Source organism: Halomonas sp. SL18_1, from assembly GCF_055755715.1.
In genome coordinates, this window is the sequence record NZ_JBVTRK010000001.1 from 2686252 (window position 1) to 2708611 (window position 22360).

The following is a 22360-nucleotide window of genomic DNA, read 5'->3' on the forward strand; positions in this document are numbered from 1 at the left end:
TCTCAACGTAGCCCGCCGAGGCGAGCTGTCAAATAAGTGGGTGTCCTTTCTTTCGCCCCCCCTCAGAATATGGCCCCAAGTAGATGTTAATAGATATATCTGCTTACCATCAGCCGCTGTTCAGGGTCTAACGATGACTCGGAATAGCAGTAGGATCATGACAAGCAATTCAATTCTCATCCTATCCGCCAGGGAAGCCCCTCAACGCAATTTTGCGTTACGCCTATGGGTAGACATAGGCTGCAGCTAGAAATCATCTCAGCGTGGCTATCAGGGCGACCCAGGCAGTATTGGATGAAGTGGCTCCGAGATATCCAGCATCTGGAGCACATAACGCCGCTGCTCCTTGACCATCTGCGTGGCAATTGCTTCCAGCTTGGCGTAGTCATCCGGCATCTGCTCATCCATGCCTGTAGCCTCGAAACGGTCCATGGTGGCGCGAGTGTCGTCCAGCACGGCCTGAAGCTCATCGATCACGCACTGGTGCTCGTCAACGGTCATGCGATGCTCCCATGAAGCAAGAAACCGGCCCCTCGAAAGGAGCCGGTTCGATGGCAGTGCCAAAGGGAAGAAACCTATTCCCTAGCAGCTCAACCTTAGCCCAGCAGAGACAGCACGTTCTGCGGGATCTGGTTGGCCTGAGCCAGTACGGAAGTACCGGCCTGCTGCAGGATCTGCGCGCGGGTCATGTTGGCGACTTCCGCTGCGTAGTCGGCATCCTCGATCCGCGAACGAGCGGCAGCAAGGTTTGTCTCGTTGGTCTGCAAGTTAGTGATGGCAGACTCGAAACGGTTCTGAATGGCACCAAGGTCGGAACGGAGTGCATCGACTTGATTGAGAGCTGCGTCCAGAGTCTCAAGCGGATTTTCGGTGATGGTACGATCATGTACAGACTCAAGGCTCAAATCACCTTCTTCAGTCACATAGACTGCATGACTTTCACCACCCAGCACACTAACAAAGGAGCCGTCATCTTTCTCAGTGATGGTCTGCGCTGCTGCATCTGCAGCAGCGGCTGCAGTGACAATAGTCTCGTCATCGAAGCCGGAAATATAGACGAAATCACCGACGCCATCTACTAGATATTCCCCTGCTGCAGCACCGTCTTCGCTGTAACTAAATCGAGTATTAGCATCAGAATCTTCGACGGTGAAATCTCGACCAGCACCTGTTTGAGCCTCAATTGCAGCCTGAAGTTCTGTGCGTGTGATAGTATCGTTGGTTACATCAACAAGCTGGTTGGCTGTGCCATCTCCCGTGAAGCTTGTGGTACCATCACTGACAGTAATAGAATCACCATTAGCCCCAACAAGGAACTCAGCAACATCGGCAATATTTGCCGCACCATCACCAGAAACATCGGTGTCATTCAGGTCGCCAGTTGTCTGATTGAAGTAAAGCTGGGCGCCATCACTATTGCGAGTAATGTTGCCATTCGAATCCACCGATACTTCGACAGCCTCGTTACCTGTAATATTCAAAGTATTGCTATCATCACCAGACGGAGTAAGTCGATCAGCAAGATCTGCTCCCGCTGCTCCCACGTCTCGCGCAGCCTCATCGAAAGTAAAGGCGCCGAGACTTTCGCTGAAGGTATATTCACCGTCAGTTGCATCACCCGCATTAAAAGTCACCACGTCGCCATTTTCTACACGACTGATGGCATCGCCGATGGTGCCTGCCGCATTGAAGGTGGTGTTGGTAAAGGTCCCATCGCCGTTGCTGATGAACCCGTTGGCAGCCAGATCGGTCTGTGATGCCAGTTCATTCGGCGTGCCTGTCCCATCAACATTGAAACCACCTGAATCCGTGAGGTCAGCCACCCGAAATGCTTCTAACTCACTGACCTGAATGGCAATATAGCTGATATCGCCGTTCACCCAGACAGTTCCATCCATGCCCAACGTCAAATTCCGCGCCAGTCGCCGCACCCTTACCAGCCACGCCGGGCTATCCATCATCGGGCAGTGCTTCGAGATCGCCGGCGTCGACAGCATCGACGGCCGTTTCCCCACCACGCTGGGCATGCGCACCAGCGACGTGGTCAAGAGCTACCTGGGCCTGCTGTGCCTGGGCATGAGCGACTATGATGCCATCGAAAACTTCCGTCGCGACAAGCCCTTCCAGCAACTGCTGACCCTGCAGAAGGTGCCGAGCACGGCGACGCTGCGACAGCGGCTGGAGAAGCTTGCCGCCAACGACCTGCAGGCACGCACCGCCACCTGGTCCACCACCCTGCTGTCGCTGGTGGAGGCACCGATCACCGCCGAGACGACACATGTCTGCCTCGACATCGACACCTTCGTCATGGACAACAGCAACTCGAAGAAGGAAGGCGTCTCGCGGACCTACAAGAAGGTCGACGGCTACACCCCAATCGCCGCCTACCTGGGCAACGAAGGGTGGTGTCTGGGCCTGGAACTGCGTCCCGGCAAGCAGCACACCATGAAGGAGAGCAACGCCTTCCTGGAGCGGGTGCTGCCCCGCGCCCAAGGCCTGACCGAGCGACCTATCTTGCTGCGCGAGGACAGCGGCTTCGACAGCCAAGCGCACCTGGCCCTTCTCGAACGGCAGCGGCTGGCCTTTGCCGAGGAGGGCCGCCGGCTGGACTACCTCGTCAAATGGAACCCGCGGGACTCGGCCACGGCCGATCAGGACACCTGGCTGGCCGTGGCGGCGGACTATTGGGAAGAATTGCGCCCCGGAAAGCGCCAGGCACTATGGACGCAGACCGTCTCGATCCGCGATGGTCGGTCTGAGTACGAGCTCAAGCGCGTGATGCGCCTGGTGGAGCGCACCGCCGATCACGATGGCCAGTTACTGCTCGAACCGGAGTATGAGCTGGAAGGCTGGTGGACCAGCCTGGACGAGGCGCCGGAGGCGGTGATCAAACGCTACCAGGCGCATGCCACTCATGAGCAGTTTCACAGCGAGATCAAGACCGATCTCGACCTGGAGCGGCTGCCGTCGGGAAAGTTCGCCACCAATGATCTGATTCTGCACCTCGCCCAGCTGGCCTACAACATCCTGCGGCTGATGGGCCAGATGGGCATGACCGGCGAGCTGAGCCCGGTGCGCCATCCCGCCAAGCGGCGCCGGATCCGCACCGTGCTCCAAGAGTTGGTACATCGCGCGGCTCTCGTGATCCACAAGGCACGGCAGGTCATCCTCGACTTCGGGCAGGACATCGGGCGCATGACGGTGTTGAACACCCTGCGATGCCGCCTTCGCTATCCCCGAGGCACACCATGCTGATCGTCTGTCGGACAACGACATCACGTAGAGGGCTGACGGTCACCGGCAGCCAGCATCACCGTGCCCGGCGGGTAGCTATGCATGTCAAAACGGGCTGCCGTCGCCGGTCGACGCCGCCCTGGTCGGCCATCACCGGCATGCATTGGGCAGTTGAGACGGAATCGGAGGTCAAAAAATGCGCACTGGCGGTGATAGGGGAAGTGTCGGCGCTGGCTTCACGGAATCAGGAAACCAGTCAGGCCCAGTGTTTCAGAAGTAATCTTGTTCAGATCGACACTGATGGCTTCCCCATCATTAGCACCAACCTGAATTTGGACACCTTGGTTAGTTGCGAGCACCTGAACACCGTTGAAGGTAGTTTCTTCAGAAATACGGTTAATTTCGTTCAGGCGTTGGCCGATCTCATTCTGGATTGAGGTCAGGTCATCCTGAGAGTTGGTGCCGTTCTGGGCTTGAACACTCAGCTCACGAATACGCTGCAGGTTGTCGTTGACCTGATTCAGGGCGCCCTCAGCAGTCTGAGCCAGCGAAATGCCATCGTTGGCGTTACGCTGGGACTGAGCCAGACCGGTGATCTGGGAGGACATGCGGTTGGCGATGGCCTGACCGGCGGCATCATCCTTGGCGCTGGTAGACAGCCTTGACAAGAATGACTTGATTAGCAAAGACTTTTTGTGATGCTAATAGTATCACGACAATCTCTTTCTACTCATTTTCTACTGCGCGAGCCTCGCAAAGGTGTAGCTGGCGCTTCGAATATCTCCACCAACCCATTGATATAAAAGAAATAAATGCTGTTTTTGTTTTCTACGACTGATCTTTTTCGTCCTTGGCCAGCTTGCTCAGCGTCGCCTGCGTTCTTTTCGCTACCTTCTCGCGTTGCTCCTTGCTCAGCCGGACAGGCTTCAGAACACCGATTCCGGTCTGCGTCCTATCCTGCCGCCGCCGCCCCTGATCGGCTAAGCGTTCCTTGAGGGATTCAAGTGCCTGCGGTTCGAACTCGATATGAACGCTATCCGAGTAGAGGGTATCGACCTTGACGCCGATTTCTCTCAGTTTTCTTAGCACGCTGGAATATGAATCCAGCCGCATGGCGACTTCCATGGTCTCTGCACGAGCAATGGTCGGCTTGGAGACGCCGACCAGTTCAGCGAACTCGGCCTGGTTGAGGCCAAGGGCACCACGAACAGAACGCAGCGCTACGGCTATCTTGAGGTGGGTGTCGATGTCTTCGCTCAAAGCCAAGGCTCCAATGATACTATCAGTATCTTTATTCTAGACAGGTTGCCGTCATCGTGATACTGTTAGCATCACGAGGTGACAGCCATGCCAAAAATCAAACTCACACAACCCTTTGTAGCAACTGCTTCCTGCCCCACAGGCAAGCAGAAGATCGACCATTTTGACACAGAAGTCCCCGGCTTGCTGCTCAAGGTCATGCCCACGGGCAAGCGAACCTACTATGTCCGGTACAAGGATCCGCACGGCAAGATGAAGGAGCGTAGGCTCCATGATGCCAGCGTGGTCAGCCTTGAGGATGCGCGCCAGCAAGCGAAGCAGACTCTTTCCAAAATTGAGCTTGGCCAGGATCCATTTGCCGAGAAGATGTTGAAACGTGAGGTGCCCACGCTGAATACGTTCATCCATGACACCTACCTTCCCTACATCAAGGCAGCCAAGAAAAGCTGGCAACTGGATGAGGCACAATTGCGCCTGCATGTGCAGCCTTGTATCGGAAAGCTGTACATGGATGAGATTACTTCTCAGCATATCAACGGCCTATTCATAGCTCACAGCAAAATTCACAAGCCAGCGAGCACTAACCGGATGCTGAACGTCCTTCATCGGCTGTTCGTTTGTGCGATTGACTGGGAAACTCCCGGTGTAAAGCAGAATCCTGCGGCCAAGATCCGCAAGCTCAAGGAGAATAATCAGCGAGACAGGTATCTCTCTGAAAATGAATTAAGGTCACTTTGGAAAGTGCTGGATGAACTGGAATCTACCGTTCATGCCAACCTATTCAAAATGCTGATTTTGACAGGAGCGAGAAGAAATGAAGCTGCTGAATGCAAGTGGTGCGACATTGATCTAATTCAGAAGCAGTGGCGAATTCCAAATAACAAATCGGGCAAGGTTCGCTATGTTCCTCTTTCTGACTATGCCGTGGGCCTGCTGAAAACTATTGAAAAATTCGCTGGTTGTGATTACGTTTTTCCGAATCCTGAGACACTGAAGCCTTATGTCAATCTATTTCATGCTTGGGATGCAATTCGCAAGGATGCTGGAATCCCCGATGTTAGAATTCATGATCTGCGACATACACACGCCAGCTATCTGGTCAATAACGGGACTCCGATTTACGAAGTAAAGGAATTGCTGGGACATTCAAATGTTGCAACGACACAGCGCTATGCTCATCTGAGCAATTCCACGCTTCTGCGTGCAACAAATATGGTGGCAAGCTATGTCGATCAAACACTTGCCACCATTCCTGGTGAGATCCAGAGTGGGAACTTGCTAATTGAGAGCAGGGCTTAATTAGGGCGAAGATTTCGCCCACTCAAACTCAATTGATCCCAAACAATTACATCATTTGATTTCCGCTGGGTAAGATCCAATTGCTTCAACATGTATCCCACAGTAGATCTCACGTTGTCAATTCGCTTTAGCCACTCATCACCAGAAGATGACAAGGCAGGATTACCGGCGGATGAGCTAGCAGCTAACCATGATTCGATGACAGCATCCCTCAATTCAAATCGATTTATACGACTGTCATTCAAGATCCTACCTGTTGGATCTTGAATCATCATGTGAACATGAAGGGAATCATCAAAAGATCCAACCTCAATTACAGAGAACGACACAATTCGCTTTTTGGAACGACTACCAAACGCTTTCTCGCTGAGATTGTTCAGGAATTTCTCGATTGTTTTAGAAACTGTAATTCTATCTCTGACAGGGTGCTTGAAAGTCAATGTCAGAAACCAATCCCACTCATTCTCCATCAGAAGATTTGTGACTTCATTGACATAGCGACCTAACCTCTTCTCTTCATCTGTTAGGATAATTCCATTCAGCTTACTGCTATTCAGAATATTAGATAATGACATGATTTCTCCTTTAGCTTATGCTCATCATATTTCATTCACTGTTCCTTTAGGTAATAGGATAACCAAGGCACCACTTATGAAGGTTCCGTTACCCGTTACCACTGTTTCGTCATGATGAAACCGACCAAATGCGAATCGCCTTTTGCGTTAGACGCTGGTAAGCTTCCCCTTATATAGGCGACCTAAAACGGATCAGTCTCACATGTCTCAGAAAACTACTCATACACCCGAGTCACGTTTTCAAGCAGTTGTGGATGTGAAAGAGCTGGTCGAACAAGGCTACAGTTCAACAGAAGCTTGCAACGAGCTAGGAATTTCTCCCGACAGTTACCGTCGATGGCGCGATAAACTGGCTAAAAATCCGGCATGGGTTAAGCAAAGAAGAGTTTACGACGACAGCCGCCGTCCCAAACGTATTGCACGAGAACTAAACGAGAATACCAAGCAGCGTATAATTGAGACAGCGAAGCAGCCGCATCATCAATCAGCCCACAGCATAGCTAAGCAGTTGCGTACTGAAGGCATCAGGATAGGGAACGGCGCAGTAAACAAAATCTTGGTTGAGGCCGGATTATTCGGTGAAATTTATGTTCAGAAACCGGATGGAACATACGTCCGCAAGATGGGATTGCTCAGGCTGTGCCAGAAGCGCCAGCAAGGGTTTCAGAAAGACGAAAGCAATGAGACCTAGCATTGCCTACCCTGTTCGCTAAAAACGCTCAGCGAGCCTTACAGGGCGATTCGGCTCATCATCTCAACCTATGCTACCACTGCCACTGTACAGCGCCCCTCAGAATATGGCCCCAAGTAGATGTTAATAGATATATCTGCTTACCATCAGCCGCTGTTCAGGGTCTAACGATGACTCGGAATAGCAGTAGGATCATGACAAGCAATTCAATTCTCATCCTATCCGCCAGGGAAGCCCCTCAACGCAATTTTGCGTTACGCCTATGGGTAGGCATAGGCTGCAGCTAGAAATCATCTCAGCGTGGCTATCGGGGCGACCCAGGCAGTATTGGATGAAGTGGCTCCGAGATATCCAGCATCTGGAGCACATAACGCCGCTGCTCCTTGACCACCTGCGTGGCAATCGCTTCCAGTTTGGCGTAGTCATCCGACATCTGCTCATCCATGCCGGTGGCTTCGAAACGCTCAATGGTGGCGCGAGTATCGTCCAGCACGGCCTGAAGCTCATCGATCACCTGCTGGTGCTCATCAATGGTCATGTCATGTCCCCCATGAACCAAGAAACCGGCCCCTCGAAAGGAGCCGGTTCGGTTGGCAGTGCCAAAGGGAAGCAACCTATTCCCTATTAGCTCAACCTTAGCCCAGCAGGGACAGCACGTTCTGCGGGATCTGGTTGGCCTGTGCCAGTACGGAAGTACCAGCCTGCTGCAGGATCTGCGCGCGGGTCATATTGGCCACTTCCATTGCGTAGTCAGCGTCCTCGATGCGCGAACGAGCAGCCGCAAGGTTGGTTTCATTGGTGCTCAGGTTGTTGATAGCATCTTCGAAACGGTTCTGCACCGCACCCAGCTCGGAGCGCTGCTCATCGATCAACTTCAGCGCATCGTCAAGAGTCTTCAGCGGGTTAGCCGTAGAAGACAGCCCTGCTTCGACATCATCCTGATAATCTTCAGCGAGACCATCAAGCGCAGCTTGGTCAAAACCAGCAGCAACTGTAAAGGTTCCGTCACTGGTATCAAACTCAATACCGGTGCCGTCGATTTTGTACAAGTTACCATTTTCATCTTGCAGGGCATAGTTGGCATAAGTACCAGCAGCCGAATCGAAGTCGCCATAGCCACGCAGAGTGAGTGACTGGCCCTCAAGCAAACCACCCGAATCAGTAAGCGCATTCAGCCCATCGAAATCGATCTTAGTGGTTTCGGTGACAGTGCCATCATCAGAAGTGATTGATGTAATGGCTCCGGACAGAGCGCTCACATTGAATCCTGCCAGGTCAAGCGAGCCGCTATCCATTTTCTTCAGATTGACATTGATGGTTTCGCCGTCGTTGGCACCAACCTGAATTTGGAGGTTTTGGTTACTATCCAGAACCTTAACGCCGTTGAAGTCCGTTTCTTCAGAGATACGGTCGATTTCAGATAGACGCTGGTTAATCTCGTCCTGAATGGACTGCAGGTCTTCAGAAGAGTTAGTGCCATTCTGCGCCTGAACAGTCAATTCGCGAATACGCTGGACATTGTCGTTGATCTGGTTCAAGGCACCTTCAGCGGTCTGTGCGACGGAGATACCGTCGTTGGCATTACGCTGCGCCTGAGCCAGACCGGTGATCTGGGCGGTCATGCGGTTGGCGATGGCCTGACCGGCCGCATCATCCTTGGCGCTGTTGATACGCAGGCCGGAGGAGAGACGCTCCATGCTGGTCTGCAGGGCGTTCTGGCTCTTCTGGAGATTGGACTGGCCAATCATGGAAGTGATGTTGGTATTGATCACAGACATGGGATCATTCCTTCTACGTTGAGGGCTCCATTGGCGGGCCCGCTAGACCTTGTACCCGGCCCAGCAACTGGGCCTACCGCAACGGCGCCGTTGGCCGTTACTTCTTATAACGGCGGCTTGCGCCAGGACTTTAGGGGTAAAAGAAAAAAATTTAGCTTAGCCCGCATACCACAGCGCCCGGCGGAGCCGGGCGCTGTGGTTGGGCAGTGGTCGGCACCGCCGCTAGCGCTTCTGGTTGCCCAGCTGCGCCAGCATGTCGAACTGCTGGGTCAGGTAGGAGCTGGTCTGGTTCATCTGGGCGATCATGGCGTCGAGCTGGCCGAACTGCACCCGGTAGCGCTCGATGGTGCGATCGATGCTTTTCTCCATGCGCTCGTAGCGCTGGTCCAGCCGCTCCATGCGGCTCTCGGCGCCCTCCACGGAGAGGCTGATCAGGCCGTTGTCATTGAGCATTCCGTCCAGGGTGGTGTTCATCTGCCCGGCCATGCCGCCCTTGCCATCGGCGCCGGCAAAGAATTCACCCAGTGCCGCCATGTCGCCGCTGACCACATCGTTGAGCACGTCGTCATCCAGCTTCAGGGTGCCGTCGCGCTGCAGGCTGATGCCGACATCGCTGAGCATGCGCAGTTCGCCTTCGGCCACGCCGCCGGCGAGTACGCTGCGCAGGCGCGATTCGATGGTACGCACGGTGGCATCGCCGTTGAGCTCGCCGGCCTGGCCGGTCTCGGCATTGAAGGAGCTCAGCGTGCCGATGGTGCCCTTGAGGTCATTGAAGGCCTTGACGAAGCCCTGCACCGCCTCGCGGGCCTTGAGGGTGTCCTGCTCCACCCGCAGGGTCTGGGGCTGGCCCTCCTCCGTGGTTTCTTCCAGGTTGAGCGTCACCCCCTGAATGGCCCCCTCCACCCGGTTGGTGGCGCTGGTGATCTCGATGCCGTTGACCTTGAGCTCGGCATCCTGGCCGGACTGGGTAATCACCTGGTTGTCGGCGAAACTGGCCACATCCTCCTCGGCATCGGCGCTGAGGATGTCGTGAAAGTTGGTGCTGGCGATGGAGGCGTCGGCACCGGTCTCGGTGGAGTTCAGCGCCAGGCGGTAGCCGCTGCCGTCGTTGACGATGGAGGCGCTGACGCCGGCGCCCTCCTTGGCGTTGATGGCGTCACGGATATCTTCGAGGGTGTCACCCTCGGCAAGCTCCACCTCGACCGGGGCCACGTCGTCCCCAGCGAAGTCCAGCACCAGCTTGACGTGTGTATCACCCTCAGCGGGCTGGCCGACGATGGACTGATCCGGTGCCGTCACGCGCTGGGTGGCCAGGGTGCCGGCCCGCGCCAGCTGGCTCACTTCCACGCTGTAGGTGCCGGGCTGGGCCTCCTTGCCGGCGCTGGCGGTAAAGGCGTCGCCGCGCACATTGGTGGAGAGGCTCTGGTAGAGCGAGGCGTCGTTGAGCTTGGCCACGCTGTCTTGAAATGACGTGAGCGAGCTCTGCAGCTGGCCGTAGGCGGAGATCCTGGCTTGCTGCTGCGCCTTCTGCCGCTGGATGGGCTCGAGCTTGCCGCGCTCGGCATCTCGCAGCTGGTCGAGCAGGCCGGTGAGGTCGAGGCCTGAGCCCACGCCGAGTGAGGTGATGGTTGCCATAGGGTGCACGTCCTTTGTCGAAACCCATTACGGGCTTGACAAGGTTTATCGGCGCCGCAAGCGACAACTTTAGCACCGTGAGAAAAACCCGGCCGAAGCCGGGTGGAGTCTGTGTGAAGGAAGGGCTTGGCGATCAGTCGCGGCCCAGCTGGGCATCCATGGCAGCGAGCAGCTGAGCCTTGTTGCCACGGAACAAGTAGACAGATAGACTATTCAAAAATAGTTTTTGTGTCCACTTATGAACTATCAAACGGCTCGACAACGCTTCGATGAGTGGGATCGCCGTGAGGGGCGCAGCCTGTTTACCCGACGCGACCTGGCAAAGCTCTTTCTCGAAGATAGCCCCAAGACGCTGCAGGAAGGTATCAACCGGCTGCGGCGGCAGGGGTTGCTGGAAGGCGTTGCCAGAGGCATTTACGTCTATGCGCTGGCCAGAACGGAAGATCCTTACCGACTCGAGAGAATCGCCCGCGCCATGCGCCGCGGGGAGTACAGCTATGTCAGCCTGGAGTCGGCCCTGTCGGAGTATGGGGTTATCTCGCAGATTCCCGTCGACCGCCTCACTATCATGACGACCGGGCGTAAGGGCACCTACCGCACTCCCTACGGCACCATCGAGTTCACTCATACCAGCCGACCCGTTTCCGACTTGCTCGCCAGGACACAGGACGTGGGGCGCCCTCTGCGCCTGGCAACTCCTGAAGCCGCCTGGGCAGACCTGAAGCGTGTCGGGCGCAATACCCATCTCGTCGACACAGAGGCACTCACCGATGATTGATCCTGCCGATTTCGAAGCGCTGGTGGCCCGCGCCATGGCAGAGCCGGGCAGGCAGGCCATGCGCCCGGTGATCGAGAAGGAGCTACTCCACTTCGATATTCTCTTTGCCCTGGATCGCGAGGGGTTGCTCGACGACCTGACCTTCCAAGGAGGCACATCGCTGAGGCTTTGCTACGGGGCCTCCCGTTTCAGCGAGGATCTTGACTTCGCCGGTGGCAGTGACTTCCAAAGCGCGGACGTGGCCGCGATCAAGGCTTGCATCGAAACCTATGTCAGCCAGCGATATCGCCTCGAGGTGACCGTCAAGCCGCCCGCAGCGCTTCGCCACGAGCCGGCCTACGAAGAGATCAAGGTCGATAAATGGCAGGTGGCCGTGGTGACCTCACCCAGCCGCCCTGACCTTGCCAAACAGCGCATCAAGCTGGAAATTGCCAACATTCCTGCTTATACCCGGCAGGCCAGAAGCCTGCAGGTGCACTACCCCTTCCTGCCGGATGGCTACGGTGACCTGCTTGTCATCTGCGAGAGTCTCGACGAGATACTAGCCGACAAGCTGGTATCTCTGGTCAATACACACAAGTACGTAAGATACCGCGATATCTGGGACCTGCAGTGGCTCAAGCAGCAGGGAGCCAAGCCGAACACCGACTTGATTGAACAGAAGCTGCGGGACTATCGCGTCGAAGGATACGAGGAAAAGGCAAGAGCAATGGTCGATAGGTTGCCTGACATCATCGACAGCGATGCCTTCATGAACGAAATGACCCGCTTCCTTCCGGCAGACACCCTTGAGCGTACCCTGCACAAGGTCAAGTTTACGGCGTTTCTCTGTCGAGAGCTGAGCGAGACGCTACTCGGCGTAGTGGTGGCACTTGAAAAGGGCACCACCACACCGCCATCGTTCAGACTTTAGCTTGCAGAAATTCCCGATCAGTCGCGGCCCAGCTGGGCATCCATGGCGGCGAACTGGCCGGTCAGGAATTCGCTGGTCTGATTCATCTGGGCGATCATGCCGTCGAGCTGGCCGAACTGGGCGCGATAGCGCTCCATGGTCTGTTCGATGCTCTGCTCCATGCGCACATAGCGTTCGCCCAGGCTTTCGATACGGTCCTCGGCGCCGGAGATAGAGCTACCGAGCGCGCCGTTGCTGCTGAGCAGCTGGTCCGACGTGTCGGCGAGTCGCCCTGCCATGCCCGGCGTGTCACCGTCCCCGGCGAAGAAGGCGCCCACGCCGTCCATGTTGTTGGCAACGGCGCTGTCGAGCTGGCTTTCGTCCAGGCTCAAAGTGCCGTCAAGCTCGAGCGAGATGCCCACGTCGCTGAGCAGCGCCACGCTGTCCTCACCGGGGGTGCCGACCATGGCGCTGAGGTCGTTGCGCAGCCGCGACTCCACGGTGCGAACGGCGCTGTCGCCGAGCAATTCGCCGGCCTGGCCAGAGTCGGCATCGAACGAGGTATGGCCACCAATGGTGCTCTTGAGGGCGTTGTAGCTCTCGACAAAGTCTTGAACCGCCTCGCGCACGGCACGGGTGTCCTGCTCCACCGCCACGCTGCTGCTACCTTCCTGCTGCAGGTTCAGGGTCACACCCTGGATGGCGCCTTCGACCTGGTTGGTAGCGCTGGTGATGTCGATGCCGTTGACGCTGAGAGCGGCATCGCGCCCTTCCTGAACCACTACGCCTTCGACGTCATCCTCGGGGTCGCTGACGACAACGCCGTCGGCAAAGAATCCCGCCTCGAAGGTCATGCCGGTGATGGAGGCGGCCTCGCCGGTCTCGTTGGACATCAGGGCCAGGCGGTAGCCGTCGCCGTCGTTGACCACGCTGGCCGAGACATTAGCCCCTTCATGGGCGTTGATGGCGTCGCGGACATCCTCGAGGGTGCTGCCGGCGGCCACGGTGACATCGATGGCCTGCGGCTCACCGTCCGGGGCATTGTCGAAGGCCAGGGTCAGGGTCCGTTCGCTGTCGGTGAGGGCCTGGTCGAGGTCGGCTTCGATCCGCTGGGAGGCGAGCGTCCCGGCGCTGGCCAGCTGATCGACCTCGATGGCGTACTGCCCCGGCGAGGCCTCGCTGCTGGCGGCGGCCTGCACCGCCTCGCCGCCAACGCTGGCGGAGAGGCTTTCATAGAGGGAGGCGTCGTTGAGCACGCTGGCGCTGCTCTGGAAGCCGGAAAGCGCCCCCTGCAGCTCGCCATAGGCGGAGATCTTGACCTGCTGTGATTCGATCTGCTGTTCGATGGGCTCGAGCTTGCCGCGCTCGGCCTCGTTGAGCTGGCCCAGAAGACCGTTGAGATCCAGGCCGGAGCCAACGCCGAGGGAAGTAATGCTAGCCATGAGAACTGCCTTTGGCCGGTGAGTTTTGCTGCTCGCTGCTTATGATATCGGCAGGTGCCGGTGGGACTTTAGATACCATCTCTCCTAACCGGCCACAAACATTCCATCAGGCGGTTTGTGGCCGATATTCGGTCTGGGTCTTGAGGACACCGTAGGCGATGTGGATTAGCTTCCGCATCGCCGCCCCCAAGGCCGCCATTTTGCTCTTGCCGTTTGTTGTAAGCCGCTGGTATAGCGCGGAGATATCCGGATTCCGCCTCAGCCCGACAACGGCTGCCATGTACAGGCTCTGCCTCAGTTTCGGATTGCCGGCTTTCGACAAGCGAGGCCGCCCACGTACGGAGCTGCCCGATTCCCAACTAACAGGCACAAGCCCCGCAAACGCCGCGGCCTGGCGGGCGCTTTCGAAAGCGCGGCTACGCAGCATCGCCAACAGTCGGAGAGATACCGCAGGGCCAATGCCGGGAATTGTTTGCAACAAGGCGCGATCCTGCTTCAAGCCAGGGTGCTGATCGAGGTGGTCATCGATCTCCTGTTGGAGGCGATCCCGCTCACGAGTCAATGCCAACAGGATGTCATCGATCGAGCGGAGGATATCGCTTGCCATGGCGAACTCGGCTTTCTCGCGCCGGTTTCGCTCACGCTGGATGTCCTTGTCCAGCGCGTCGAGTCTCGCTGCCAGCGCCTTGAGCTTGCGCACTTCCTCGGGCTCCGGCTTCCAAGCCTCAGGTCGTTGCGTCGCGCCATAGCGTGCCAGCACCACACTGTCCTTCTTATCCGTTTTGCCGCGTACTCCCAGGCTTCGGGAGAAGTCGCGCACCTGCGCGGGGTTGAGGACATAAACCTGGATGCCGGCAGCATGCAGCCAATACGCGAGCGTTTCGTGATAGATGCCGGTGGCCTCCATCAACACATGCAACTGATCCTGTGGCTCCCCGGTCTGGTGTTCGAGCCATTCAAGCAAGCGAGGAAAGTCCTGCCGACGATTAGGGAATACACGGGTCTTGACCTTGCCGCTCGCCACATCGCGCAGCCAGGCGCAGTCGATCTTCTGCTTGCTGACGTCGATACCGATCACTGCCATGCTCTCGTCGCCTTTCCTTGTTCGTGCAGCCTCACTCCGGGTTGGGAGGGGCTTGGATACCATTCAAGCTATCGAGATAGAGGGCATCAGGGGGCATAATCTAAATCCCAGGCTGTTGCGCCTCAGGCTCTGTGGATGCTCACCCTGATGCCAGGCCTGCTGGTAGCTAATCAACAAGCCCGGAGAGACACAAGGCTCTGTCTGAAAACTGGCTGCGCTCGACCATACGGCGTTAAAAATCGGCTCAAAGTACTCATTTACACCACGTAAACTCCGTCTTTTCGCCGATTTTTGCCTTGTCTGGCCTTCGCTCGCCGACTTTTCGGACAAAGCCTAGGGTTCAAGGGCTTCCACCTCGAGGGCGACGATCTGGCGCCGCTCCCGGGAGAACTCCACGCCGATCAGGTGGATCGGCTTGCCCTGGCCGCGGTACTTATCGGCGTAGCCTTTTGCCTTGAGCTGCGCGAGGGCACTGCCGTCGGGCAGCTGCTCCACCACCTTGAACTCGAACAGGTAGAGATGGCCGAAGGCGTCGACGGTCATGTCGACCTTCCCGTAGTGGCTGGCGTCCTCCACCGTCACGCTCACGCCCAGGGCGGCAAAGTGGCTGTAGAACACACTCGCATAGTGTCCTTCATAGCGGGCGATGGGGTTGTTGCGGTACCAGTCGTGGGGCAGGCCGGCGTAGAGGGCCTTGAAGTAGGTTTCCAGGCCCGCCATGTCGGCGGCCTTGAGCAGGGCCGGCAGCCGTAGCATCAGCTCGTCCAGGGCATCGTTGCCCAGACCCAGCACCGGCAGCAGCGCCTCGTTGAGGCTGCTTTCCACCTCTTGGTTGGGAAAGCCCAAGCGGTAGACGGGGCGGTGGGGAATGTCTTCGCGCACGCCGTGCAGGGTGAGGTAGCCCGCCTGGAAGAGCAGCGCCTCGGTAGCAATATCGTCGACATCGAAGCGACCCAGCAGCGCAGGCCGGCTGTGCCAGGCCGTGAGTGCCGGGGTAAACACACCGCGGGCCTTGAGCAGCTCGACCAGAAAGGTCGGCGTGGCGCTCTCGAACCAGTAGGCACCGAACTGGCGCTTCTGGAACAGCAGCAGCGCGTCGAAGGGGTTGTAGACCGACGCCACCGAGGCATCCCCCAGCGATAGCCGTTGTACCACTGACGTATGGCATCACGATCCAGCCCCGGGAGCTCCGGGGCGAATACGGTATCGATATCCTCGTCGGTGTATCCGCAGATCGTGGCGAAAGGGGCATCGAGGGTGATGTCATTGAGGTTATTCAGCCCGGAGAAGAGGCTCACCTTGCTGAATTTGGAAACCCCGGTGAGCAGCACGAAGGCCAGGTGCGGGTCGGCGTCCTTGAGCACGCTGTAGAGGTTCTCGAGCCCGTCACGCAGCTCCCGGGCGGTTTCAGGTTCGAGAAGGTTGTCGAGGATCGGCTTGTCGTACTCATCGATCAGCACCACCACCCGCTGACCACGGTGCCGATGCGCCTGCTGGATCAGCTCGCGAAAACGGCCTGCGATGGAGCTGTTCTGCAGCGTGACGCCCAGCGACTCGGCTTCGGCCCGCAGCAGTTCGGTGATATGCAGATCAAGCGCTTCACGGCTGTGCAGCACGCCATCGGCGAAGCTCAGACGAATCACCGGATGCTGCACCTGCCAGTCCCACTTGTCGTGGATATAGAGCCCCTGGAACAGCGCCTCGCGGCCCTCGAACAGGCAGCGCAGGGTGTCGAGCAGCAGGCTCTTGCCGAAGCGCCGCGGCCGGGAGAGGAAGTAGTAGCCGCCCTCTTCCACCAGCCGATGGAGCATTGGCGTCTTGTCGACATAGTAGTAGCCACCCTCGCGCAGCTTGTCGAAGGCTTGAATACCGATGGGCAGTTTCTGGCGAGCGCCTTGCGACATGACCTCTCCTGAGCCTGATGGCGTCATCGAACAGCAACGAGCATCGGGTCAGGATAGCATGGCGCCCCTGGCCTGGGAGAGCAGGGGCGCGGAGCATGCTACGTCAGCCGCTGCAGGTCGGCGGTGGCGCTGTCGCTTAGGGTAAAACCGCCGACGGCTTCGGCCAGCCGCTCGGCCTGCTCCTTGAGCTGTTCGGCAGCGGCAGTGCTCTCTTCTACCAGGGCGGCGTTCTGCTGGGTGACGCGGTCCAGCTCGGCCACCGCCAGGTTGACCTGACCGATGCCATCGCTCTGTTCGCCGGTGGCGGCGCTGATCTCGCCGAGGACGTCGGCCACGCGCTTGACGCGCTCCACCAGGCTCTGCAGGGTCTCGCCAGTCTGATGAACCAGGGTGGTACCCGCTTCCACTTTGGTTTCAGAGCGGTCGATCAGCTCGCGGATCTCCCGGGAGGCATCGGCGGAACGGGTCGCCAGCTGGCGCACCTCGTCGGCCACCACCGCGAACCCCCTGCCCTGCTCACCGGCCCGGGCGGCTTCCACCGAGGCGTTGAGGGCCAGCAGATTGGTCTGGAAGGCAATGCCGTCCATGACCTTGACGATGGCGGCGATCTGGCCGGAGGCGTTACGAATCTCCTCCATGGTGCTGACCACCTGCTGCATCTCGTCACCGCTCTGGGAGGCCACCTCGGCGGCGGACTGGGAGAGGCCGTTGGCCTCACGGGCAGAGTCGGCGGTGTGGCCCACGGTGCTGCTGATCTGTTCCACGGAGGCGGAGGTTTCCTGCAGGCTGGAAGCGGCACTCTCGGTGCGCCGCGAGAGATCCTGGTTGCCCAGGGTAATCTCACCCGACGCCAGCCGCACCTGCTCGCTGCTGTCGCGAATGGTGCGCATCACGCCTTCCATGCGCGAGACGAACTGGTTGAAGGCGGTGGCGATCTGCGCCACCTCGTCGCTGCCACCCTCCGGCAGGCGACGCGTCAGGTCGCCCTCGCCGCTGGCGATATCGACCATGGCATCGCGGGCCGTCTTGAGCCGGCGGAACATCACCCGCAGCAGGGCACCCAGCACCAGCGCCGCGGCGCCGGCTACCGCCAGCAGCGTCACCGCCGAGGTGCCCAGAACGGCGCGCAGCCCGGCCGTGGCCTCCGCGTCGTTGAGCGCCACCACCAGCTGCCAGTCGGTGCCGGCAATCCCGGCGCTGCGCAGGCGCTTGGCCTCGCCGGACAGGTTGACGGGCATGGGTTCGCGGGTGGCCTCCAGCTCGGCCAGGCGGGCGGCATCGAGCGAGGGGGCAAGCTCGGTGGTGGCGGCCAGGCTCATCTCGGGGTCGGGGTGGGCCACCAGGGTGCCGTCTGCGGTGGTAAGAAACGCCAGACTCGACGGCGTGGGCGCAATCTCGGTGACGATATCGATGACGTCGGAAATGACGATATCGCCACCGGCAACGGCGTTCAGCCGGCCGTTACGATAGAAAGGCGTGGCGATGGTGACCACCAGGTTGCCGGTATTGGCGTCGACGTAGGGGGCGGTGATGATGGTCCCTTCCGCCTCGACGGCGGCGCGATACCAAGGGCGCTGGCGCGGGTCGAAGTCATCGCCGGGCTGCCAGCCATCGGAGAAGACGGTGCCGCCATCGCGCGGGTCGCCGAGATAGACGGCGAGAAACCCGCCCGCCTGCTCGACGAGCAGCAGGTCGTCGAGGGAGTCGTCAATGTCGCTGCCCACGCGCAGCGCCTCCATCATGGCGATTCGCGGGGCGAACCACTCGCTGATGGCATTGGCGTTACCCTGGGACACGGCGGCCAGGTTACGACCGATCTGGTCATCGTTGTGGGAGCGCACCGTCAGGTAGTTGGCCAGGGCATTGGCCAGCAACGCCAGCACGATAACCACCAGAGTGGTGAAGAGGATACGGAGTCGCAGGGAAGACAACATAGGGAGTCGCTCGCGGTCATTGTGTCGGATGCCAGGGGCCGCACGAGGGTGCTGCGCGCGGAGCCTTCCAGGGCTATCGTCCGATGACGCGAAAACTTGAAGAAAAACAGCCTACGAGATTGGCAAATCGCCAGATCAAAAGCCTTCCAGATGCACGGCCGACTTGATACCGATCAAGTCGGCGCGACACTGGCCGCCAGCCCCTGCCATTCTTGGCGCCGCGGCCATTCGGCCAACCAGTCGGGCAGCGCTCCGGCGGGCATGGGGCGGGCGATGCCGAAGCCCTGGGCCAGTCGGCAGCCGAGGCCCAGCAACTCGGTGGCGTGGTCTAGGCTCTCGACCCCCTCGGCCAGCAGGGCCCGGTCGAAGCGCTTGGCCATGTAGATGACGCTCTCGACGATGGCGCGGTCGCTTTCGTCGCTGAGCATGTCGCGCACGAAGCTCTTGTCGACCTTGATCAGGTCCACCGGCAGCTGGCGCAGGTAGGTGAGTGAGGAGAACCCGGTGCCGAAGTCGTCGATGGCCACCTCCACGCCCATCGCCTGGCAGCGGGAGATCACCTTCAGGGCCGCGGCGATGTCATGCATGGCGGCGGTTTCCACCACCTCGAGCTTGAGCCGCGAGGGTGACACCGCGGGCATGGTGGCCAGCAGGCCGGAGAGCTGGGTGACGAAGTCGGGGGCGAGTAGGTGGGCGGGACTGATATTGACGCTGACCGGGAGATCGCCGCCCTCCCCCGTCCAGCACGCCAGCTGCTCCAGGGTCGCCTTGAGCACCCATTCGCCGAGCACCGCCTCCAGCCATGAGCCTTCGATCAGCGGCAGGAACTCGCCCGGCGCGAGCAGCCCCTTGTCGGGATGCTGCCAGCGCACCAGCGCCTCGAAGCCCACCACGGCGGCCGTGGCCATGTCGATCTGGGGCTGGTAGTGCAGGCAGAGCTCGTTACGCTGGATGGCCTGTTCGAAGCGTCGGCGCTCGATCTGGCAGCGCTGAAGGCGCCGGTCCTGGCCCGGGTCGAAGCGCGTCAAGGTGTTGCGGCCGTTCTGTTTGGCGCGATACATCGCCTGCTGGGCGTGGCGCAGCAGCACATCGGCTTCCACCTCGTCCATCGGGAAGGCCGCCAGCCCCAGGCTCGCCGTCACGCTCACCGAGCGCCCCCCAACCGGAAGGGCTGACGGATCGCCTCGAGCAGCGCTTCGAAGGCCGCCTCATCGGCGACGTCGTGCATCAGCAGCACGAACTCGTCGCCACCGGTGCGCACGATCAAATCCTCGCGGCCCAGATGGCGGTTGATGCGGTGGGTCAGCGCCAGCATCAGCCGGTCGGCCAGCGCGCTGCCCATGCGCTCGTTGACGCGCTTGAAGTGGTCGACATCCAGGGCGCAGACGGTAAGCGTGCCGCTGCGGCGGCTGGCCTGCACCAGCGCCTCCTCGAGCCGGCGGGCCAGCTGGGCGCGACGGGACGCCCCGCGATATTCGTCGATGAAGCGGGGTGCGGCCGGCAACAGCACCTCGGCCGGCGCGGAAGGCTCGACCGCCTCGGCGTCTTCCGGGTCGACCTCTACCCGGTTGCGGCCGCGCCCCTTAGCCCGATACAGGGCCGCATCGGCCCGCTGGATCAGGTCGCGGGCGCTGTCGCCGGCAGTGAAAGCGGTCAGGCCCAGGCTGATGGTCACGCCCGGGCCAGGCATGGCGGCGGCAGCCACGTCGGCGCGCAGCCGCTCGGCCAGCTGTCGGGCGCCATGCAGGGGCGTGTCCGGCAGCAGCAGGGTGAACTCTTCGCCCCCCAGCGCGCAAGCAGGTCGCTCTTGCGTAGCCGCTGCTGCACGAGATCGGTCAGGGCATGCAGGATGGCATCACCGACGTCGTGGCCATGGTTGTCGTTGACGCGCTTGAAGTGATCGATATCGAAGAACATCAGCGACAGCTCGGCCCCACTCTCCCGCGCGACCTTCACCGACTTGACCAGGGCGCGATCGAAGGTGCGACGGTTGGCGGCACCGGTCAGGTGATCGCGGCTCGCCTCCTGGGCCAGGGTAAGCTCGAGCCGCTTGCGCTCGGCGATATCGTGAAACACCGACACGTAGTGATGCACGCGATCGTCCTCCCCCTTCACGGCGGTGATCGACTGCCACACCGGGTAGATCTCGCCGTGTCGGTTACGATTCCAGATCTCACCCTGCCAGTGGCCCTGATGGCGCAGCGCATCCCATAGACGGGCGTAGAAATCTGGCCCGTGGCGGCCGGACTTGAACATCCGCGGGGTGTTGCCCAGCACCTCATCGGCCCTGAAGCCGGTAATCTGGGTGAACGCCCGATTGACGCGCCGAATGCGCATTCGTTCATCGGTGATGATGGTGGCCTGGCCGGTCTCGAAGGCCGTGGCCATCAAGCGCAGCTGATCCTTCGCACTCATCGACTCGACGTCGCTTTCCGCATTTCCTTGATCGCTTCGAACCGCCATCGATGCGCCGTGATACTCCGCCTGCTCCTTACCCATCACCCGATTCCTTGTCCCGACTGGTTGCCGCCCCGGTGGTGCCCAGGCCTGATCCCGATTGATAATGCGATCACCGGGCCTTGGCCAGGCATCTTTTTCTATATCCTGATAAAGCATCGCGCAACTTGATGGATGTCAACAATAGCGCCATTTTCTTGTACATACGCTGTACAGGATTTTCCTCACTATAGTGGGACTTTTACCGTCCCGCAAATGAAACGGGGAAAGGGCTATGCAAGAACGATACAAAGTGGCCGGCGACGTCACTCACTGGGCGTGAATGATCACCTCGACCCGACGGTTCTGCGCCCGGCCTTCCACACTGTCATTGTCGGCCAGCGGGCGGGTATCGGCCAGCCCCACGGCGCGCAGGCGGCTGGTGGCCACCCCCGCCCGCTCCAGGGCGTGGACGATGGCGATGGCGCGGGCGCTGGAGAGCACCCAGTTGGAGGGAAATTCCGGGGTCTGGATGGGGCGGCTGTCGGTGTGGCCTTCCACGGCCACCTCGCCGTCGTGGCGCTGGATGATCTCCACCAGGCGTCCGACCAGCGCTTCGCCCTCTTCGGTGAGCTCGGCCTCGGCGGTGGGAAAGAGCCACTGGTCTTCCACCTGGAGCTTGATGCCCTCCGCCACCCGGGAGACGGCGACGCCCTCCAGGTCGGGCAGATACGGCGACTGGGCAACGCGCTCGGCAAGCGCCTCTGCACCGGCTACCGCCTCGGGCGCCAGTTCGCGGGCATGCGAAGGCGGGCGGTCAGTGAGCACCAGCATGTAGTCGGCCAGCGGGGATGGCAGTGCCTGGTCGGCCTGCAGCACCGCCTGGGGCATGGCGATCTGCAGCGGTATGCGCTCTTCCAGGGCCGGCCGTTGCGGGGCCGGGGCCAGGGCCACGGTGGGCAGCGGTCGCGCCAGCAGCGGCGGCACGCGGGGAGCTGGTGGGCGCGGCGGCAGCCCAGCCACGCCCAGAGCAGCGGATACCGCGGACGGGCTCAGCGCTCCGTCCACGGGGCGCAGCGGTTCGCGGTTCATGGTGGCCAGGGCACGCTGCAGCTCCGGCGGCAGCGGCACCACGCCGGGGGTGGCGGCAAGCGGCTCGCGGGGCGGCTCGGCCTCGTCGCTGCCGCCACCCGCGGCGAACGACAGGGTGAAGATTAGCACCAGCAGCGCCACCAGCAGGGTCATCACGTCCAGATAGCCGATCATCCAGGCGCTGTCCTGATCATGGTCATGATGCGGAGGCGTGAGCGATTCGTGGCGCATGGGGCCACGATGGTCGCGGGTGCCGCTGGTGGTGGGTCGGAGCATGGAGGGCCGTCGAGTGGGAAAAGCCGCCGCCTAGCCTACCCGCAGCGGCG

At 59.9% G+C, this 22360-nt stretch carries 20 protein-coding genes and 2 pseudogenes; 5 read left to right on the plus strand and 17 right to left on the minus strand.

The genetic code is table 11. The features are described 5' to 3' along the window. Positions 1 to 270: 270 nt before the first annotated feature. Together ACSJDS_RS13670 and ACSJDS_RS13675 are read right to left on the minus strand one after the other, a co-directional pair. Complete coding sequence (locus ACSJDS_RS13670) at positions 271 to 501, minus strand: hypothetical protein (RefSeq protein ID WP_473033754.1); 231 nt, start codon at positions 499 to 501, stop codon at positions 271 to 273. A 95-nt stretch (positions 502 to 596) separates the two neighbouring features. Continuing rightward, the gene (locus ACSJDS_RS13675; RefSeq protein ID WP_473033756.1) at positions 597 to 1880 is read right to left on the minus strand and encodes a flagellin; all 1284 of its coding nucleotides are present in this window, start codon (positions 1878 to 1880) and stop codon (positions 597 to 599) included. 16 nt (positions 1881 to 1896) lie between these two features. Here ACSJDS_RS13675 and ACSJDS_RS13680 point away from each other — a divergent pair, with 16 nt between their 5' ends. Further along, positions 1897 to 3255: an IS1380 family transposase gene (locus ACSJDS_RS13680; RefSeq protein WP_473033757.1), complete on the plus strand. Its 1359-nt coding sequence runs from the start codon at positions 1897 to 1899 to the stop codon at positions 3253 to 3255. A gap of 215 nt (positions 3256 to 3470) precedes the next feature. Here ACSJDS_RS13680 and ACSJDS_RS13685 read toward each other — a convergent pair whose 3' ends face one another. Together ACSJDS_RS13685 and ACSJDS_RS13690 are read right to left on the minus strand one after the other, a co-directional pair. Further along, a complete protein-coding gene (locus ACSJDS_RS13685) occupies positions 3471 to 3902 on the minus strand; it encodes a flagellin N-terminal helical domain-containing protein (RefSeq protein WP_473033758.1) in 432 nt (143 codons plus the stop codon). 160 nt (positions 3903 to 4062) lie between these two features. Beyond that, on the minus strand, positions 4063 to 4494 hold the full coding sequence (locus ACSJDS_RS13690) for a helix-turn-helix domain-containing protein (RefSeq protein ID WP_473033759.1): 432 nt from the start codon (positions 4492 to 4494) through the stop codon (positions 4063 to 4065). Positions 4495 to 4581: 87 nt separating this feature from the next. On the opposite strand from ACSJDS_RS13690, the gene ACSJDS_RS13695 reads away from it, so the two are divergent. Next, a complete protein-coding gene (locus tag ACSJDS_RS13695) occupies positions 4582 to 5793 on the plus strand; it encodes a tyrosine-type recombinase/integrase (RefSeq protein WP_473033760.1) in 1212 nt (403 codons plus the stop codon). Here the strand turns inward: ACSJDS_RS13695 and ACSJDS_RS13700 are convergent. Beyond that, on the minus strand, positions 5790 to 6368 hold the full coding sequence (locus ACSJDS_RS13700; RefSeq protein WP_473033761.1) for a rolling circle replication-associated protein: 579 nt from the start codon (positions 6366 to 6368) through the stop codon (positions 5790 to 5792). The genes ACSJDS_RS13695 and ACSJDS_RS13700 overlap by 4 nt on opposite strands. 202 nt (positions 6369 to 6570) lie before the next feature. Between ACSJDS_RS13700 and ACSJDS_RS13705 the strand changes: the two genes are divergently transcribed. Continuing rightward, positions 6571 to 7059: a transposase gene (locus tag ACSJDS_RS13705; RefSeq protein WP_473033762.1), complete on the plus strand. Its 489-nt coding sequence runs from the start codon at positions 6571 to 6573 to the stop codon at positions 7057 to 7059. A gap of 304 nt (positions 7060 to 7363) precedes the next feature. Here the strand turns inward: ACSJDS_RS13705 and ACSJDS_RS13710 are convergent, their stop codons facing one another. The 3 genes from ACSJDS_RS13710 to fliD (ACSJDS_RS13720) all read right to left on the minus strand — a co-directional run bounded on the left by ACSJDS_RS13710 (position 7364) and on the right by fliD (ACSJDS_RS13720) (position 10472). Next, entirely contained in the window at positions 7364 to 7597 is a 234-nt protein-coding gene (locus ACSJDS_RS13710; RefSeq protein ID WP_473033763.1) for a hypothetical protein, read from the minus strand. Between the two features lie 97 nt (positions 7598 to 7694). Then, positions 7695 to 8837: a FliC/FljB family flagellin gene (locus ACSJDS_RS13715; RefSeq protein WP_473033764.1), complete on the minus strand. Its 1143-nt coding sequence runs from the start codon at positions 8835 to 8837 to the stop codon at positions 7695 to 7697. Between the two features lie 222 nt (positions 8838 to 9059). After that, positions 9060 to 10472, minus strand: a complete 1413-nt coding sequence (fliD, locus tag ACSJDS_RS13720; RefSeq protein ID WP_473033765.1) for a flagellar filament capping protein FliD — start codon at positions 10470 to 10472, stop codon at positions 9060 to 9062. A gap of 238 nt (positions 10473 to 10710) precedes the next feature. Here fliD (ACSJDS_RS13720) and abiEi point away from each other — a divergent pair, with 238 nt between their 5' ends. Together abiEi and ACSJDS_RS13730 are read left to right on the plus strand one after the other, a co-directional pair. Next, positions 10711 to 11250: a type IV toxin-antitoxin system AbiEi family antitoxin gene (abiEi, locus tag ACSJDS_RS13725; protein WP_473033766.1), complete on the plus strand. Its 540-nt coding sequence runs from the start codon at positions 10711 to 10713 to the stop codon at positions 11248 to 11250. After that, positions 11243 to 12163 carry a nucleotidyl transferase AbiEii/AbiGii toxin family protein gene (locus ACSJDS_RS13730; protein WP_473033767.1) on the plus strand — a complete coding sequence of 307 codons (921 nt, stop codon included), beginning with the start codon at positions 11243 to 11245 and terminating at the stop codon, positions 12161 to 12163. Before abiEi ends, ACSJDS_RS13730 begins: the two co-directional genes overlap by 8 nt. 17 nt (positions 12164 to 12180) lie before the next feature. Here the strand turns inward: ACSJDS_RS13730 and fliD (ACSJDS_RS13735) are convergent, their stop codons facing one another. From fliD (ACSJDS_RS13735) to ACSJDS_RS13775, 9 genes and pseudogenes are all read right to left on the minus strand, one after another. Further along, positions 12181 to 13584, minus strand: a complete 1404-nt coding sequence (gene fliD / locus ACSJDS_RS13735; protein ID WP_473033768.1) for a flagellar filament capping protein FliD — start codon at positions 13582 to 13584, stop codon at positions 12181 to 12183. A 106-nt stretch (positions 13585 to 13690) separates the two neighbouring features. Beyond that, the gene (locus ACSJDS_RS13740; protein WP_473032061.1) at positions 13691 to 14668 is read right to left on the minus strand and encodes an IS110 family RNA-guided transposase; all 978 of its coding nucleotides are present in this window, start codon (positions 14666 to 14668) and stop codon (positions 13691 to 13693) included. A 333-nt stretch (positions 14669 to 15001) separates the two neighbouring features. Next, complete coding sequence (locus ACSJDS_RS13745) at positions 15002 to 15790, minus strand: PD-(D/E)XK nuclease domain-containing protein (protein ID WP_473033769.1); 789 nt, start codon at positions 15788 to 15790, stop codon at positions 15002 to 15004. Between the two features lie 224 nt (positions 15791 to 16014). Continuing rightward, positions 16015 to 16599 (minus strand): annotated as a pseudogene (locus ACSJDS_RS13750) (AAA family ATPase); the annotation flags it as partial. 71 nt (positions 16600 to 16670) lie between these two features. Continuing rightward, positions 16671 to 18506, minus strand: coding sequence for a methyl-accepting chemotaxis protein (locus ACSJDS_RS13755; protein WP_473033770.1), 1836 nt, complete (start codon positions 18504 to 18506; stop codon positions 16671 to 16673). A gap of 173 nt (positions 18507 to 18679) precedes the next feature. Beyond that, positions 18680 to 19654, minus strand: coding sequence for a putative bifunctional diguanylate cyclase/phosphodiesterase (locus tag ACSJDS_RS13760; RefSeq protein WP_473033771.1), 975 nt, complete (start codon positions 19652 to 19654; stop codon positions 18680 to 18682). After that, a complete protein-coding gene (locus ACSJDS_RS13765) occupies positions 19651 to 20016 on the minus strand; it encodes a GGDEF domain-containing protein (protein WP_473035036.1) in 366 nt (121 codons plus the stop codon). The genes ACSJDS_RS13760 and ACSJDS_RS13765 overlap by 4 nt, the downstream gene beginning before the upstream one ends. 105 nt (positions 20017 to 20121) lie before the next feature. Then, positions 20122 to 21122 (minus strand): annotated as a pseudogene (locus ACSJDS_RS13770) (GGDEF domain-containing protein); the annotation flags it as partial. A 150-nt stretch (positions 21123 to 21272) separates the two neighbouring features. Next, a complete protein-coding gene (locus tag ACSJDS_RS13775) occupies positions 21273 to 22310 on the minus strand; it encodes an OmpA family protein (RefSeq protein WP_473033772.1) in 1038 nt (345 codons plus the stop codon). Between the last annotated feature and the right edge of the window lie 50 nt (positions 22311 to 22360).

What these genes read in the sequence shown, in the direction of transcription:
- ACSJDS_RS13715 (WP_473033764.1), bottom strand. Translation starts at nt 8,837, where the DNA reads ATGTCTGTGATCAATACCAACATCACTTCCATGATTGGCCAGTCCAAT.
- ACSJDS_RS13670 (WP_473033754.1), bottom strand. Translation starts at nt 501, where the DNA reads ATGACCGTTGACGAGCACCAGTGCGTGATCGATGAGCTTCAGGCCGTG.
- fliD (WP_473033768.1), bottom strand. Translation starts at nt 13,584, where the DNA reads ATGGCTAGCATTACTTCCCTCGGCGTTGGCTCCGGCCTGGATCTCAAC.
- ACSJDS_RS13755 (WP_473033770.1), bottom strand. Translation starts at nt 18,506, where the DNA reads ATGTTGTCTTCCCTGCGACTCCGTATCCTCTTCACCACTCTGGTGGTT.
- ACSJDS_RS13710 (WP_473033763.1), bottom strand. Translation starts at nt 7,597, where the DNA reads ATGACCATTGATGAGCACCAGCAGGTGATCGATGAGCTTCAGGCCGTG.
- ACSJDS_RS13705 (WP_473033762.1), top strand. Translation starts at nt 6,571, where the DNA reads ATGTCTCAGAAAACTACTCATACACCCGAGTCACGTTTTCAAGCAGTT.
- ACSJDS_RS13775 (WP_473033772.1), bottom strand. Translation starts at nt 22,310, where the DNA reads ATGCTCCGACCCACCACCAGCGGCACCCGCGACCATCGTGGCCCCATG.
- ACSJDS_RS13695 (WP_473033760.1), top strand. Translation starts at nt 4,582, where the DNA reads ATGCCAAAAATCAAACTCACACAACCCTTTGTAGCAACTGCTTCCTGC.
- ACSJDS_RS13680 (WP_473033757.1), top strand. Translation starts at nt 1,897, where the DNA reads ATGCCCAACGTCAAATTCCGCGCCAGTCGCCGCACCCTTACCAGCCAC.
- ACSJDS_RS13700 (WP_473033761.1), bottom strand. Translation starts at nt 6,368, where the DNA reads ATGTCATTATCTAATATTCTGAATAGCAGTAAGCTGAATGGAATTATC.
- ACSJDS_RS13740 (WP_473032061.1), bottom strand. Translation starts at nt 14,668, where the DNA reads ATGGCAGTGATCGGTATCGACGTCAGCAAGCAGAAGATCGACTGCGCC.
- abiEi (WP_473033766.1), top strand. Translation starts at nt 10,711, where the DNA reads ATGAACTATCAAACGGCTCGACAACGCTTCGATGAGTGGGATCGCCGT.
- fliD (WP_473033765.1), bottom strand. Translation starts at nt 10,472, where the DNA reads ATGGCAACCATCACCTCACTCGGCGTGGGCTCAGGCCTCGACCTCACC.
- ACSJDS_RS13730 (WP_473033767.1), top strand. Translation starts at nt 11,243, where the DNA reads ATGATTGATCCTGCCGATTTCGAAGCGCTGGTGGCCCGCGCCATGGCA.